Here is a 289-nt window from a genome sequence, read left to right on the forward strand (position 1 = left end):
TGCCGAAGCAGACCTATCCTGAGTTCTCCATCACTGCGTGCAATCTCGTCCCGATGTGCGATATCTGCCAGGGGGAGAAGCTCACGGACACAGTCAATGCTGCAAACAAGCGTCTATTTCTGCATCCGTACTTCGACCAGTTTATCGACCAGCAGGTGCTTCATCTCGATATCGGCGAGCCCTACGACGCACCAATGACCATCACGCTCACGCCGCATCCTGGGTTGGATCCCCTGCAGACGGCACTCGTGGCGCGCCACTTGGAACACCTTGCGATTGCTAAGCGCTA

1 pseudogene is annotated in these 289 nt (G+C 56.4%); it reads left to right on the forward strand.

The window, feature by feature from the left end:
* Positions 1 to 289 (forward strand): annotated as a pseudogene (locus tag RVY79_RS19010) (HNH endonuclease); the annotation flags it as partial.

The organism is Chromohalobacter sp. HP20-39, assembly GCF_033052815.1.
Lineage (GTDB): Bacteria > Pseudomonadota > Gammaproteobacteria > Pseudomonadales > Halomonadaceae > Chromohalobacter.